This is a genomic window from Variovorax paradoxus, assembly GCF_030815855.1.
Taxonomy (GTDB): Bacteria; Pseudomonadota; Gammaproteobacteria; order Burkholderiales; family Burkholderiaceae_C; genus Variovorax; species Variovorax paradoxus_M.
Genome location: NZ_JAUSXG010000001.1, coordinates 3,892,806 through 3,904,953, shown reverse-complemented (window position 1 = coordinate 3,904,953; position 12,148 = coordinate 3,892,806). Strand labels below are relative to the sequence as shown.

At 64.4% G+C, this 12,148-nt stretch carries 12 protein-coding genes; 7 read left to right on the top strand and 5 right to left on the bottom strand.

Features of this window, described 5'->3' with window-relative positions:
• Window positions 1-91: 91 nt before the first annotated feature.
• Entirely contained in the window at window positions 92-688 is a 597-nt protein-coding gene (gene purN, locus QFZ42_RS18795; RefSeq protein ID WP_307702408.1) for a phosphoribosylglycinamide formyltransferase, read from the top strand.
• Window positions 689-725: 37 nt separating this feature from the next.
• Window positions 726-1,049, top strand: coding sequence for an I78 family peptidase inhibitor (locus tag QFZ42_RS18790; protein WP_307702407.1), 324 nt, complete (start codon window positions 726-728; stop codon window positions 1,047-1,049).
• A 30-nt stretch (window positions 1,050-1,079) separates the two neighbouring features.
• Here QFZ42_RS18790 and QFZ42_RS18785 read toward each other — a convergent pair whose 3' ends face one another.
• Window positions 1,080-2,027 (bottom strand): IS481 family transposase, encoded by a 948-nt coding sequence (locus QFZ42_RS18785; protein ID WP_307702406.1) that lies wholly within the window; start codon window positions 2,025-2,027, stop codon window positions 1,080-1,082.
• 84 nt (window positions 2,028-2,111) lie between these two features.
• Complete coding sequence (locus QFZ42_RS18780) at window positions 2,112-2,345, bottom strand: DUF1653 domain-containing protein (RefSeq protein ID WP_307702405.1); 234 nt, start codon at window positions 2,343-2,345, stop codon at window positions 2,112-2,114.
• A gap of 41 nt (window positions 2,346-2,386) precedes the next feature.
• Between QFZ42_RS18780 and QFZ42_RS18775 the strand changes: the two genes are divergently transcribed.
• From QFZ42_RS18775 to QFZ42_RS18765, 3 genes are all read left to right on the top strand, one after another.
• On the top strand, window positions 2,387-4,240 hold the full coding sequence (locus QFZ42_RS18775) for a M48 family metallopeptidase (protein ID WP_307702404.1): 1,854 nt from the start codon (window positions 2,387-2,389) through the stop codon (window positions 4,238-4,240).
• A gap of 27 nt (window positions 4,241-4,267) precedes the next feature.
• On the top strand, window positions 4,268-5,539 hold the full coding sequence (locus tag QFZ42_RS18770) for an RsmB/NOP family class I SAM-dependent RNA methyltransferase (RefSeq protein WP_307702403.1): 1,272 nt from the start codon (window positions 4,268-4,270) through the stop codon (window positions 5,537-5,539).
• A 132-nt stretch (window positions 5,540-5,671) separates the two neighbouring features.
• Window positions 5,672-6,886, top strand: coding sequence for a DesA family fatty acid desaturase (locus QFZ42_RS18765; RefSeq protein ID WP_307702402.1), 1,215 nt, complete (start codon window positions 5,672-5,674; stop codon window positions 6,884-6,886).
• A gap of 218 nt (window positions 6,887-7,104) precedes the next feature.
• Here QFZ42_RS18765 and rpmG read toward each other — a convergent pair whose 3' ends face one another.
• The 3 genes from rpmG to trxB all read right to left on the bottom strand — a co-directional run bounded on the left by rpmG (window position 7,105) and on the right by trxB (window position 8,666).
• Complete coding sequence (gene rpmG, locus QFZ42_RS18760) at window positions 7,105-7,278, bottom strand: 50S ribosomal protein L33 (RefSeq protein ID WP_007830291.1); 174 nt, start codon at window positions 7,276-7,278, stop codon at window positions 7,105-7,107.
• 11 nt (window positions 7,279-7,289) lie between these two features.
• On the bottom strand, window positions 7,290-7,523 hold the full coding sequence (gene rpmB / locus QFZ42_RS18755) for a 50S ribosomal protein L28 (RefSeq protein ID WP_007830293.1): 234 nt from the start codon (window positions 7,521-7,523) through the stop codon (window positions 7,290-7,292).
• A gap of 183 nt (window positions 7,524-7,706) precedes the next feature.
• Window positions 7,707-8,666, bottom strand: coding sequence for a thioredoxin-disulfide reductase (gene trxB / locus QFZ42_RS18750; RefSeq protein ID WP_307702401.1), 960 nt, complete (start codon window positions 8,664-8,666; stop codon window positions 7,707-7,709).
• A gap of 181 nt (window positions 8,667-8,847) precedes the next feature.
• Between trxB and QFZ42_RS18745 the strand changes: the two genes are divergently transcribed.
• Together QFZ42_RS18745 and QFZ42_RS18740 are read left to right on the top strand one after the other, a co-directional pair.
• Window positions 8,848-9,522 carry a Crp/Fnr family transcriptional regulator gene (locus tag QFZ42_RS18745; RefSeq protein WP_307702400.1) on the top strand — a complete coding sequence of 225 codons (675 nt, stop codon included), beginning with the start codon at window positions 8,848-8,850 and terminating at the stop codon, window positions 9,520-9,522.
• Between the two features lie 87 nt (window positions 9,523-9,609).
• Window positions 9,610-12,012: a DNA translocase FtsK gene (locus QFZ42_RS18740; RefSeq protein WP_307702399.1), complete on the top strand. Its 2,403-nt coding sequence runs from the start codon at window positions 9,610-9,612 to the stop codon at window positions 12,010-12,012.
• Window positions 12,013-12,148: the final 136 nt, after the last annotated feature.

The following is a 12,148-nucleotide window of genomic DNA, read 5'->3' as shown; positions in this document are numbered from 1 at the left end:
GTGTGTCTCCGGAATTTCTATTTTTAGCACGGTCGTGCTGCGAACCGGTGTCCGCGCCGCGACAAGTCGACCACAGATAATCCCGCGTCCCATGAAGAACATCGTGATCCTTATTTCCGGCGGCGGCTCCAACATGGCGGCCATCGTGCATGCCGCCGAGCGCGGCCGCTGGGCCGAGCGTTTCGGCGCCCGCATTGCCGCGGTGGTCAGCAACAAGGCCGAGGCCGGCGGGCTGGCGCTCGCCAGAACGCGTGGCATCGAGACCGCCGTGGTTCCGCACAAGGAATTCCCGACCCGCGAGGCTTTCGACGAGGCGTTGGCGCAGGCCATCGACGCGCATTCGCCGGCGCTGGTGGTGCTGGCGGGTTTCATGCGCATCCTGACGCCGGGCTTTGTCGGCCGCTACGCCGGGCGCCTGATCAACATCCACCCCTCGCTGCTGCCGGCGTTTCCGGGGCTGAACACTCACCAGCGCGCCATCGACGCGGGCTGCAAGGTGGCCGGCGTCACGGTGCACCAGGTGACGACCGAGCTCGACCACGGCCCGATCCTGGCCCAGGCGGTGGTGCCGGTGCTGCCGGACGACACGGCCGCCACGCTCGCCGGCCGCGTGCTGGCGCAGGAGCATCAGTTGTATCCACGCGCCATTGCCGAATGGCTTGCAGATACAACAAGTCACATTCGTTAAAGTTGTTTATATTCGCGGGTTTTCGGGAGAAGACAAGTTGAAAACCCAATCACTACTGTTCATCGTTGCCGGCGCTGTCCTGACGACGGCTTGCGCCACCCAAGGCTCTACCAGCACTTCCGCCCCCGCTGCAGCTGTTCCGGCGCCTGAGCCAGTATTCCAGTGCAACGCCGATGGCGCGCGCTTTGCCGTCGGCCAGCCGTTGTCGCCCCAGCTCGAAGCCGCGGCCCGCGTTCGCGCCGGTGCGGGGACGGTGCGGGCTCTGAAGCCCGGCGAGGCGGTCACGATGGAGCTCAACGGCGGGCGCCTCAACCTCGACGTGGATGCGCGCGGGCGCGTGACGGACGTTCGCTGCGGCTGACACGCGTCGGCGCTATCGAATAAGTAGCAGCTAGATGTAGTTTCTCAACACGTTGTTCCCGTCGAAGCCAAGGCGAGTGATGGGAGGGCGATGAGAAGTAGCGGAGTGTGGCCGATGGAAGTTGTAGTGGTACATCCAGGGCTGCAATTCACGCGTTCGGTGCTCTGAGGTTGGGTAGATGAAGGCATAGGCCCACTCGCGCAGCAAGGTCTGGATGAAGCGTTCGGCCTTGCCGTTTGTTCGGGGCGTGTAGGGCCGGGTGCGGATGTGCTTGATGCCCAGGCGGCGCAGCAGCTTGGCGAAGCGCCGCGACTTGTAGGCCGAGCCGTTGTCGGTCATCACGCGCTCGACCTTGACGCCCAAAGTCTTGTAATAGCGCAGCGCCCCCAGCACGAAGGCGCAGGCGCTCTTGGCCGTTTCGTCGGCCAGCATCAGGCTGAAGCCCACTCGGGAGTGATCATCGATGGCCACATGCAGCGCCTGCCAGCCGGCACGCGGCGTGTTCTGCGTGCGGTCGCCCGTGACGCGATGGCCGGGCTTGTCGAATCGCCCCAGCTTCTTGGTGTCCAGATGCAGCAGTTCGCCGGGCGACTGACGCTCATAGCGGCGCACCGGCACCGCATCCTGCAGCGCGGGCAGGCGAGCCACGCCTGCCGCCTTGCACGCACGCGCCACAGTGCTTCGCGACAGGCCCACGCGCTCAGCAATGCACTCGTAGGTCAGCCGCTGGGTGCGCCGCAGCGCCACGGCTCGCTCGATCTTGCTGGCCTGGCTGCGCCGGGGACAGCGCTGCGGCCGGGAGCTTCGGTCCAACAACCCGCCCGTTCCCTCGCAGGCATGGCGCCTGTGCCACTTGCGCGCAGTGCGCTCGCTCAAGCCGGCGGCTGCAGCCGCCGGCTTGAGCCCGATGCGATCAATCTCGCGCACCAGGTGTGCTCGACCTTTGGGTGTCATTGAGGCATTCTTGTGGATGTTCATCCGGGGAGTCCTGAGGGAGGTTGGCTGGCGTGAGAACCTCCATCTTCCTTCACCTCGGGTGAACAACCTCTTGGGAAACTACAGCTAGACCGGCGCGAAGCGCAACTGGCGAACACCGTCAACGTCCACGGTTTCGCCAAACATCGCGGCCGGGCGAACCCACAGTCCCTGGTCGCCGTAAAGGGTGCGGTAGAGCGTCATCGGCTCCAGCGTTTCGCTGTGGCGCACGGTGCCCAGCACTTCGTATTCGCCGCCCTTGTAGTGGCGATAGCGGCCGGGAGGTGTCTCTATCAGCGGCGGCAGGCCGTTGTCGTTCATGGTCTTGCTTCTTTCAAAACGGTGAGGTGGAGGAAAGTCGGATGGATCGCGCTGATTTTGTTCATCTTGTCCGCCTGAGCGAGCATGCCAGTGCAGACGACAGCGCGCGCTACCGGCGCAGCGTCGCGGCCTTTGCCGCGCTCGGCTACCTCTGGGTGCTGGCGTGCCTGGCGCTCTCCGTCGGCATCATCGCCTGGGTCGCGCTGGCGGCCGGACGTGGCCGTTTCAGCTTCACGCGCGGGTGGCTGCTGGTGTTTGCCCTTGGGTTGCTCTGGGCCACGCTGCGCGCGCTCTGGGTGCGGTTCGACGAACCCGAAGGCAGGGAGCTTTCGCGCGCGGACGCCCCGGCGTTGTTCGAGGCGCTCGACCGCATCCGCAAGAAGATCAAGGGGCCGCCGGTCCACCGTGTCTATCTCGACGATGAGTTCAACGCCAGCATCCGGCAGGTGCCCCGTTTCGGGCTGTTCGGCGGCGCGGTCAATTCCCTCAGCATCGGCCTGCCGCTGCTGATGATGCTGGACCGGCGGCGGCTGCTGTCGGTGCTTGCCCACGAGTACGGGCACTTGCGCGGCAACCACGGCAAGCTCAGCGCCTGGATCTATCGCACGCGGCTCTCGTGGCTCAAGCTGGACGCCAGCCTGCAGCGCGACGAAGGCGTGATGGCGCTGGTGTCCCAAGGCTTCTTCCGCTGGTACTTCCCCCGCTTCGCGGCCCGGACCTTCGCGCTCGCCCGACAGGACGAATACGAGGCCGACCGCATTTCGGGGCGGCTGCTGGGCACGCCCGTTGCCGCGGCCGCATTGACGGAAATTGCGATCAAGGCGAGCTGGTACGCCGATGAATTCTGGTCTTCGCATTGGGCACGCGCCGAACGGGAGCCCCAGCCGATGGGCCCTTTCAAGGCGTTGAGAGAGCTTGCCGGTACGCCGCCCAGCGACGAATTCGCGCGCCAGGCGCTCCGTGACGCCATGCGGCGCGTCAGCGATCTCGAAGACACCCACCCAGTGTTGCGCGACCGGCTCGAGGCGCTCGGCCAGAAGGCCGTAGTGCCGCCCTGGTCGACCGAGCCGGCGCTGGGCATGCTGGCCGACAGCGCGAAGTGGATCGAGCATTTCGACAACCAATGGCGCCGCGCCCATGCCACCGACTGGAAGCAGCATCACGCCCACCGGTCGCGCATCCGCGAACGGATCGGGGTGCTGGCCGCGCAGGGCGAACGCAATACGCCCGATGAAATGGTCGAGTGGGCGGACTCCGAGCGGCGGCTCGATCCGGCGGCTCCGGTGCGCGACCGCTATGCACGCGTGCTCGGGATCGCTCCCGAACACCCGGGCGCCCTGCGGGGAATGGCCCAGATGCTCCCCGTGCGAGATCGCGCATCGCGCCTTGCCGTGCTCGAGCGCCTGCACGCGGCCAGTGTGGCGAGCCGGTGGTGGGCCGCGAAAAACGCCGTGGCCGCGCTCGAGAACCCCGAGGCCGGCGCGCACGACGAAGAGGCGCTCAAGCTGTGGCGCGGCCGGCTCAAGGAGGCGGAAGAAGCCGAGGCCCGGGCTTGGGAGGAGATCACCGAGACGCCATTCTTCAGCCAGATCGCGCGGCACGACCTGAGCGACTACGAACTGGGCGAACTGCGGGCCGATCTGGCGCGGTGCCTTCCCATTTCGCAGGCCTGGCTGGTGCGCAAGACGCTGCGTGAATTTCCGTGGCGCCGGGCCTACATCGTGTTCGTCGACCTGCCGGGCATGGACGACGAAGACCGCTGGCAGCTCTGCCGTCACCTCGAGCACACCTTGAGCCTGCCCGGAGCGGCGCTGGTTCTGTGGGCCGGCCATTCGCCGACGCTGGCCGATATTGAGCGGCAGGCTTTCGGGCCGATCTGGACGCGCGAGGCATAGGGGCCGCTCGGCTGAGACAATCGGGGCATGCACCCCAAAGCCCTGTTGGAGGCCACCGCCGATCTGGTCGGCCTTGTCCTGAAATTCGATCACCCGGCCGACCAGGTCGTTTCGCGCTTTTTTCGCGACCACCGCGAGTTCGGCCCCCGCGAACGCGCCACGCTTGCCGAGACGGTCTACACCGTGCTGCGCAAGAAGCTCCTGTTCGACCACCTCTCACCCTCGGGCAGCGGCTCGAAGGAGCGCCGCATGGCGATCCTCGGCTTTCACGGCCCGCGCGACTTTTTGAAAAGCGCGCTCAACGACACCGAAAAGCGCTGGCTCGACAACTGCGATGCCGTCAAGCCGGACGACCTGCTCGAGCGCCATCGCCATAACCTGCCCGAATGGCTGGTCGCGCCACTCAAGGCCCAACTGGGCGACGGTTTCTGGCCGCTGGTCGAAAGCCTGCAGCAGCCCGCGCCGCTCGATCTTCGGGTCAATGCCCTGACCGACAAGCGCGCTGAAGTCAAGGCGGAGCTTGCCAAGGCTGCTATCAAATCTGAAGCGACTCCGTTCTCGCCATGGGGCCTGCGCATCGACGGCAAGCCAGCGCTGACCAAACTGGACGCTTTCGCCCGAGGCGCGGTCGAGGTGCAGGACGAGGGCTCCCAATTGCTGGCGCTGTTGCTGGACGCCAAGCGAGGCGAAATGGTGGTCGACTTCTGCGCCGGCGCGGGCGGCAAGACGCTGGCCATCGGCGCCACCATGCGGAACACCGGCCGGCTCTATGCCTTCGACACGTCGGCACACCGGCTCGATGCGCTCAAGCCGCGGCTGGCGCGCAGCAAGCTCTCGAACGTGCATCCGGCCGCCATTGCGCATGAGCGCGACGACCGCATCAAGCGTCTGGCCGGCAAGATCGACCGGGTGCTCGTCGACGCCCCTTGCTCGGGGCTGGGCACGCTGCGCCGCAATCCGGACCTGAAGTGGCGCCAGTCGCCCAAGTCGGTCGAGGAACTGACGGCCAAGCAGGCCGCCATCCTGCAGAGCGCCGCGCGCCTCTTGAAATCGGGCGGGCGTCTCATTTATGCCACCTGCAGCGTGCTGCCCGAGGAAAACGAAGCCATCGCCGAGGCTTTCAGCGCCGCCAACCCCGATTTCGTGCCCCAGGACGCCGCAGAACTGCTGCAGGGCCTCAAGGTGGAAGGTTTCGAGGCCCTCTGCACCGGCGGAGAGGAAGGCCGCCGCTACCTGCGGCTGTGGCCCCATCGCCATGCCACGGACGGTTTCTTTGCGGCGGTGTGGAACCGCAAATAGGCGCTGCACTCCAAAGTAGGGTAAATCTGCGCTATTAAGGAAGGGTAAAAGGCCTCATTTTGGCCTTGCCACCTTAAAATCATGGGTTAACTGAAGGCTGCACCTTCGTGTGGCCATGGAGTACTTAATTCAATGTTGATTCCTGACTCTGCCGTTTTGAGCGCGGCCCTCCAGTGGCTCGGACACGGCTTGTGGGACCTGACATGGTGGCAAGTCGTGTTGTACACGCTCGTCACCACGCACATCACGATTGCCGCGGTCACCATCTTCCTGCACCGTACGCAGACGCACCGGGCCATGGATCTGGGGCCGATCCCCTCGCATTTCTTCCGTTTCTGGCTCTGGCTGGGCACCGGCATGGTCACCAAGGAATGGGTCGCCATTCACCGCAAGCACCACGCCAAGTGCGAATCCGAAGAAGATCCGCACAGCCCGCAGGTCAAGGGCATCGACGAAGTTCTGTGGCGTGGCGCCGAGTTGTATCGCGCCGAGTCGAAGAACAAGGAAACAATGGAGCGCTACGGCCACGGCACGCCCGACGACTGGATCGAGCGCAACCTGTACACGCGCTACAGCTGGCAAGGCGTGGGCTTGATGCTGGTCATCAACCTGGCGCTGTTCGGTGCGCTCGGCCTGACCGTCTGGGCCGTGCAGATGCTGTGGATTCCCATCACCGCCGCCGGCATCATCAACGGCATTGGCCACTACTGGGGCTACCGCAACTTCGAGGCGCCTGACGCCAGCCGCAATGTCTCGCCCTGGGGCCTGATCATTGGCGGTGAAGAGCTGCACAACAACCATCACACCTATCCCACGTCGGCCAAGTTCTCGGTCAAGAAGTACGAGTTCGACATCGGCTGGGTCTACATCCAGATGATGCAGGCGATCGGCTGGGCCAAGGTCAAGAAGGTGCCGCCGAAGATGCAGATGGGCGACATCCAGCCCGTGGCCAACGAGAAGACCCTCGAGGCCGTCATTGCCAACCGCTATGAAGTCATGGCTGGTTACGCCCGCGAAATGCGCCGCGTCACCAAGGCGGAGCTGGTTGCACTGAAGACGAAGGGCGGCGATATCTCGGTGCTCAAGGCCGCCAAGAACTGGCTGCATCGCGACGACGACAAGGTGCCCGCATCGGCCCGCACGCACCTCGTGCAGGCGCGCGCGGCCCACCCGGTCATCGACAAGATGGTCACGATGCGCGAAGAACTGCGCCAGCTATGGCTCAACACGTCGCAGTCGCGCGAGCAACTGGCCGCCGATCTGGCCGCCTGGTGCCATCGCGCGGAAGCCAGCGGCATTGCCGGGCTGCGGGAGTTCTCGACCCGTTTGCGCGCAGCGCGGGCCTGATCGCCCTTCGAGAGGCGGGCGTCACGCCTCCTCCCATAAAAAGCCGGTCTCTGGACCGGCTTTTTTACGCCCGCCTTTTCCCCGCTGCACGGAGCAAGGCGGGGAAGAAGGAAATGGCACGGCGAGGGAGAAGGGGAAGAAGGGAGAGGAGCAGGCAACAAAAAACCCCGCTGAGCAAGCCCGGCGGGGTTTTTTGTTGGGGTGAAACCAGTGCTGAATTACTTCAGCTTGATTTCCTTGTATTCGACGTGCTTGCGTGCCTTGGGGTCGAACTTCATGATCGACATCTTTTCAGGCATCGTCTTCTTGTTCTTGCTGGTCGTGTAGAAGTGGCCGGTACCCGCGGTGGATTCCAGCTTGATCTTTTCGCGTCCGCCTTTGCTCGTTGCCATGATTCAGCTCCTTAAGCTTGGCCGCGTGCACGCAGGTCTGCGAGCACGGCGTCGATGCCGTTCTTGTCGATCAGGCGCAGCGCGGCGCTCGAAACACGCAGGCGAACCCAGCGGTTTTCAGTCTCGACCCAGAAACGGCGGTATTGCAGGTTCGGCAGGAACCGGCGCTTGGTTTTGTTGTTGGCGTGGGAAACGTTGTTTCCGACCATCGGGCCTTTGCCCGTTACGTCGCATACGCGTGCCATGTGGACACTCTTTCTTGAACAGCTGGCACCGGCGCAATCGTGGAGATTGCAGGGTGTTTTGCAGCTTGACCTCGCCAGAAAACGGGTGGCGGTACCCCGGCTTTGCCTGGATGCTCGGAACCTCGTGAGAGGGCCCTATTTCGGCAAAGCCTCGGATTATAGCCCTTTTGGGCGCCGCCCAGTCTAGAGGGTGCCGTCCTGCTCGAGAAAGCGTTGCGCATCCAGCGCGGCCATGCAGCCGGTGCCGGCGCTCGTGATGGCCTGGCGGTACACGTTGTCCTGCACGTCGCCGGCGGCGAAGACGCCCGGAATGCTGGTCATCGTGGCGAAGCCCTGCAGGCCCGAACGCGTCAGGATGTAGTTGTCCTTCATTTCCAGCTGGCCCTGGAAGATGTCGGTGTTGGGATGGTGCCCGATGGCAATGAAGCAGCCCTTGAGGTCGATCTGCTCGGTTGCGCCGGTTTGCGTGTTCTTGATGCGGATGCCCGTCACGCCCGTCTGGTCGCCCAGCACCTGGTCGAGTTCGCTGTGCAGCTTCAGCACGATCTTGCCTTCGGCGACCTTCTCCTTGACCTTGTCGATCAGGATGGGCTCGGCGCGGAACTTGTCCCGCCGATGAACCAGCGTGACCTTGTTCGCGATGTTGGCGAGGTACAGCGCTTCCTCGACCGCGGTGTTGCCGCCGCCGATCACGCAGACTTCCTGCTCGCGGTAGAAGAAGCCGTCACAGGTTGCGCAGGCCGAGACGCCGCGGCCCATGAACTTCTGTTCCGAATCGAGCCCGAGGTATTTGGCGGAAGCGCCCGTGGCAATGATCAGCGAATCGCAGGTGTAGGTGCCGCTATCGCCCGTCAATGTAAATGGACGCTTGCTAAGGTCTACTTTGTTAATGTGGTCGAAAACAATTTGCGTCTTGAAGCGCTCGGCGTGCTCGAGAAAACGCTGCATCAGGTCAGGCCCTTGCACCCCGTGCACATCGGCGGGCCAATTGTCGACTTCCGTGGTTGTCATCAATTGCCCACCTTGGGCAATGCCGGTAATGAGCAAAGGCTGGAGGTTCGCGCGTGCTGCATAAACGGCAGCGGTATAGCCGGCCGGGCCGGAGCCCAGAATCAAAACCTTGGCGTGTTGGGGAGCGGACATGAGTAGAAAACCTAGGATTTGCGCTGCGTCAGCGTGTACATTTTCAGGGTGGTAGCGATATATGTGGAGTATCACCGCTCGGTTCAACACCGGGTGCACGGTGTTTTCAATGCGCGCGATTGTAGTAATCCATCGGCCTGCTGGTGGGCGGGCTCACACGCGCCGTATCAGGGATTGATAAATGTCGATGCTGTCCAATCTTGAATTGCTGCGGCGCGTTCCGCTGTTTGCTTCGCTGACATCCTCGCAGTCGGCGAGCATTGCGGATGCGATCATCAAAAAACGCCTCAAGCGAGCGGAAGTCATCGTGGAGCAGGGCAAGAAGTCCGACGCGCTCTACATCATTCTGACCGGGCGCGCGCGCGTCACCAGCGCTGACAGCCGTGGCCGCGAAGTGATTCTCGCCACGCTGCAGCCGGGCGACTACATCGGCGAAATGAGCCTGATCGACGACGAGCCGCACTCGGCCACGGTGCGCACCGAAATCCAGTGCGACGTCCTCATGCTGGGCCGGGACGCGTTTGCGCGCTGCCTGCCCGAAAACTCCTCGATGGCCTACAACATCATGCGCGGCCTCGTGCAGCGCCTGCGCCACGCCGACCGCAAGATCGAGTCGCTCGCGCTGATGGATGTGTATGGCCGCGTGGCGCGGTCGCTGCTCGAGTTCGCCATCGACGACGGCGCGGGCAATCTCAAGGTGCGCGACAAGATCTCCCGCCAGGATCTCGCGAAAATGGTCGGCGCCTCGCGCGAAATGGTGAGCCGCGTGATGAAGGATCTCGAGGAACGCGGTTTCGTCCAGTCCATGGACGACGGGTCCATGATCGTCAAGGAACGGCTCCTGTCCCTGACTTGAGTCCGCGGCGTTCGGGCGGCCAAGTCATTTTGTTGTAGTGTTCGGGCCTCCAGTCGCCGCTTCCAGGGCTGGGTGCTGTGTTTTTCAATGACCTATTCGCTCAATACGCTTCAATCTTCTTCTGCCGCCGAGGGGCAACCCGTGCGCATGCGCGCCATGCGCTTCGCCCACGAGATCACGCTGATCGCCGGATTTGCGGCATTGCTGTTCTGGCTGCTCGCCATGCTGAGCTTCACGCCTTCGGACGCGGCCTGGTCGACCTCCGGCACCGGCGGGGACATCAAGAATTGGGCTGGCCGTGTCGGTGCCTGGCTGGCCGACGGCAGTTATTTTCTGGCCGGCTACTCGGTGTGGTGGTGCCTTGCCGCGGGGTTGCGGGCGTGGCTCTCTTCCTTGGCGAACTGGCTGCGTGGCGGCGAGCCCGCGCCTGCCGAGCAGCCGGTGCGCGGCCGCTTCAATCGCAGCCGCCTGGCGTTCTGGTTCGGCCTTGTCCTGCTGTTGTGCGCGAGCACGATGCTCGAATGGTCCCGCCTGTACCGCCTTGAATCGCATCTGCCGGGTTCGGGCGGCGGCGTGCTCGGCTACCTCGTCGGCCCTGCAAGCGTGCGCTGGCTCGGCTTTACCGGCTCGGCGCTGGTGGCAATTGCCGCCGGCGTGATCGGCTCGGCGCTGGTGTTTCGTTTCTCGTGGACCCTGATTGCCGAGCGCATCGGCTCACGGGCCTATTCGCTGTTCGAGTCGCGCCGCGAAAAGCGCGAACTGGCGGCCGACATCGCCATGGGCAAGCAGGCCGCCCGCGAACGCGCGGAGGCCGAGGAGCCCGCGTTCTCCCGTGAAATGACCGGTGCCGGCGAGCCGATGGGCGCCGACGACGACGAAGAACTGCGCATCGAGCCGCGTCCCAAGCGCCGGGTGCCGTCGCCGCCGGTGCAGATCGAACCCGCGATGACCGAAGTGCCCAGGAGCGATCGCGTCGTCAAGGAGCGCCAGAAGCCGCTCTTCAAGGAACTGCCCGACAGCAAGCTGCCGCAGGTCGACCTGCTCGACGCCGCGCAGGCCCGGCAGGAAACGGTTTCGCCCGACACGCTCGAGATGACCTCGCGCATGATCGAGAAGAAGCTCAAGGACTTCGGCGTCGAGGTGCGTGTGGTGCTGGCCTCCCCGGGCCCGGTGATCACGCGCTACGAAATCGAGCCCGCCACGGGTGTCAAGGGTTCGCAGATCGTCGGCCTGGCCAAGGACCTTGCGCGTTCGCTCTCGCTGGTGTCGATCCGCGTGGTCGAAACCATCCCGGGCAAGAACTACATGGCGCTCGAGTTGCCGAACGCCAAGCGCCAGTCGATCAAGCTCAGCGAAATCCTCGGCTCGCAGGTCTACAACGAAGGCAAGTCGTTCCTGACGATGGGCCTCGGCAAGGACATCATCGGCAATCCCGTGGTGGCCGACCTCGCGAAGATGCCGCACGTGCTGGTGGCCGGTACCACCGGTTCGGGCAAGTCGGTCGGTATCAACGCGATGATTCTTTCGCTGCTCTACAAGGCCGAGGCACGCGACGTTCGCCTGCTCATGATCGATCCGAAGATGCTCGAAATGTCGGTCTACGAAGGCATTCCGCACCTGCTGGCGCCCGTGGTCACCGACATGCGGCAGGCCGCGCACGGCCTCAACTGGTGCGTGGCCGAAATGGAGCGCCGCTACAAGCTCATGAGCAAGCTGGGCGTGCGCAACCTGGCCGGCTACAACACCAAGATCGACGAAGCCAAGGCGCGCGAGGAGTTCATCTACAATCCCTTCAGCCTCACGCCGGACGATCCCGAACCGCTCAAGCGCGAGCCGCACATCGTGGTCGTGATCGACGAATTGGCCGACCTGATGATGGTGGTCGGCAAGAAGATCGAAGAGCTCATTGCCCGCCTTGCGCAGAAGGCGCGCGCCGCCGGCATCCACCTGATTCTTGCCACGCAGCGGCCCAGCGTCGACGTGATCACCGGCCTCATCAAGGCCAACATTCCCACCCGCATCGCGTTCTCGGTGGGCTCCAAGATCGACAGCCGCACCATCCTCGACCAGATGGGCGCCGAGGCGCTGCTGGGCATGGGCGACATGCTCTACATGGCCAGCGGGAGCGGTCTGCCGATCCGCGTGCACGGTGCGTTCGTGAGCGACGAGGAAGTGCACCGCGTGGTGGCCTACCTGAAAAGCCAGGGCGAGCCCGACTACATCGAAGGCGTGCTCGAAGGCGGCACGGTCGACGGCGACGGCGACATGCTGGGCGAGGGCGGCGATGCCGAGAAGGACCCGATGTACGACCAGGCGGTCGAGGTCGTTCTCAAGAACCGCAAGGCCAGCATCTCGCTGGTGCAGCGCCACCTGAAGATCGGCTACAACCGCGCGGCGCGGCTGGTCGAAGACATGGAAAAAGCGGGCCTCGTCAGCGCCATGAGCGGCAGCGGGCAGCGTGAAATCCTGGTGCCTGCGCGCGCCGAATGACCGGCGAATACCTGCGGACCCTGGCGTTACGCGCTGACAGGCAGGTTGCAAAAGCTGCAATAACGTTGCACAACTTCATGAAGCCCGCACACGGCGCAATGCGTGGCGGGGTATGGTCGCGTCAACGCCATCGCTT

Coding starts and splice junctions, on each gene's coding strand:
- purN (WP_307702408.1), top strand. CDS start 92: ATGAAGAACATCGTGATCCTTATTTCCGGCGGCGGCTCCAACATGGCG.
- QFZ42_RS18785 (WP_307702406.1), bottom strand. CDS start 2,027: ATGAACATCCACAAGAATGCCTCAATGACACCCAAAGGTCGAGCACAC.
- QFZ42_RS18780 (WP_307702405.1), bottom strand. CDS start 2,345: ATGAACGACAACGGCCTGCCGCCGCTGATAGAGACACCTCCCGGCCGC.
- QFZ42_RS18775 (WP_307702404.1), top strand. CDS start 2,387: ATGGATCGCGCTGATTTTGTTCATCTTGTCCGCCTGAGCGAGCATGCC.
- QFZ42_RS18770 (WP_307702403.1), top strand. CDS start 4,268: ATGCACCCCAAAGCCCTGTTGGAGGCCACCGCCGATCTGGTCGGCCTT.
- QFZ42_RS18765 (WP_307702402.1), top strand. CDS start 5,672: ATGTTGATTCCTGACTCTGCCGTTTTGAGCGCGGCCCTCCAGTGGCTC.
- rpmG (WP_007830291.1), bottom strand. CDS start 7,278: ATGGCAACGAGCAAAGGCGGACGCGAAAAGATCAAGCTGGAATCCACC.
- rpmB (WP_007830293.1), bottom strand. CDS start 7,523: ATGGCACGCGTATGCGACGTAACGGGCAAAGGCCCGATGGTCGGAAAC.
- trxB (WP_307702401.1), bottom strand. CDS start 8,666: ATGTCCGCTCCCCAACACGCCAAGGTTTTGATTCTGGGCTCCGGCCCG.
- QFZ42_RS18745 (WP_307702400.1), top strand. CDS start 8,848: ATGTCGATGCTGTCCAATCTTGAATTGCTGCGGCGCGTTCCGCTGTTT.
- QFZ42_RS18740 (WP_307702399.1), top strand. CDS start 9,610: ATGACCTATTCGCTCAATACGCTTCAATCTTCTTCTGCCGCCGAGGGG.